The organism is Variovorax sp. P1_H12_2 (assembly GCF_056405335.1).
In genome coordinates, this window is record NZ_JBFUCI010000757.1 from 1 (window position 1) to 1227 (window position 1227).

Annotated in this window: 2 protein-coding genes and 1 pseudogene; all 3 read right to left on the bottom strand. The window is 51.3% G+C overall.

The window, feature by feature from the left end:
- Positions 1-392, bottom strand: a 392-nt coding sequence (locus AC1D2K_RS34895) for a hypothetical protein (RefSeq protein ID WP_478095025.1), incomplete at its 3' end; no start/stop codon positions are given.
- 91 nt (positions 393-483) lie between these two features.
- Positions 484-855, bottom strand: a complete 372-nt coding sequence (locus AC1D2K_RS34900; RefSeq protein ID WP_477651292.1) for a 4-fold beta flower protein — start codon at positions 853-855, stop codon at positions 484-486.
- A gap of 106 nt (positions 856-961) precedes the next feature.
- Positions 962-1227, bottom strand: a pseudogene (locus tag AC1D2K_RS34905) (hypothetical protein); the annotation flags it as partial.

Genomic DNA, 1227 nt, shown 5'->3' on the forward strand with positions numbered 1-1227 from the left:
GGTGACAACAGTTCAACGAGCCGAGCATCGGTAAGACGTTGATTCTCGCGATCTTTGAGTTTGTCGAYGCGTGCTCCGCCGTGGACAGCAGAGGCGAAGTCGTGTGGCTTATCCACGAACCACGCAGCAGCGAAGCGAAGCGCTGTATCGATATGGACCCGAAGTAGTGATCTGGCAGAGAGAAGATTGAACTCTTCAACCAGCAGGATGATTGCTGACGACGTGCTTAAATTTCTCTTTAAGGCAGCATATGCCAGTAAATCCAGAGGGAAGAAATGTGCTCCCGGAGTACCAAAAAGCTTCGTGCCAATCTGAAGTATGTCCAGCTCATCAKCTCGAAGAATCTTGATTTGCTTCAGTACTTCGCTGGTGTGCTGTGCGCTGGCTTCCATGACGCCTAACGTGAAAATGACCGGGCCCCCAACACATGCGGCGGATTCGCAGCCTGCTGTTGTAGATCCGTGTCGGTTGACATGTTATGCCTCATACGCTGCCAACAGCGCCGCCCTTGAGGAAGGCCTCAAGTGACTGGCTTCCATACCCGTTGCTGAAACCGGGTTTGCTGTACGGACTGTACCTGCTGTATTTCGAATACTTGCTGTACTTGGAGTACTTTGAGGGAGATGAATAGACGGAGTAAGGGCATCTCGCTGCGATGGAACCCGCACGTAGTCCATGAACGTCGTACATCACGCCGTCTACAAACCATCCAAGATGCTGACCGTTCCAGCCGTAGACATGCTCACCATTCAAATAGGCGATGGCATGCCCACTCCACAGATATATCGAGTGCTCTTCGTCGCCAGCAATGTAGGCCACCGGGTGCCCGGTGCCGTCATACAGTGTCACTTCCATGGCGATCTCCTAAATGAGGCATAACGTGAAGATGACCAAACCACCACCCTTTGCAAATACTCTTAAGTCAATGTGAGAGGGCGATGTACGCAGAACGATTTGTTCTTTACTTGCTCCGTCCTACCGGCATCTTGTTCCGGAAATCTTCCAGTTCAAGTTTTATCCGAGCATTTTCGCTCTTCAATTTCTGAATGTCTTCGGTCTGAGCAGCTCGCTTCTTGCGAGCGAGCTTAGACTGTGCGCGCGAAGCGTACCCCAAGAACTGCGTCTTGTCTCGGTGCCCCATCTTCATCGCCATGACATCAGCAATGCTCGAAGTGCTGGTATCTAAACCCGCCTCTTTACGCATTTCAGTTTCCAACTCAACTTCTT

Bases quoted from the DNA above. Each gene is read 5' to 3' on its own strand.
- AC1D2K_RS34900 (WP_477651292.1), bottom strand. From the start codon at position 855: ATGGAAGTGACACTGTATGACGGCACCGGGCACCCGGTGGCCTACATT.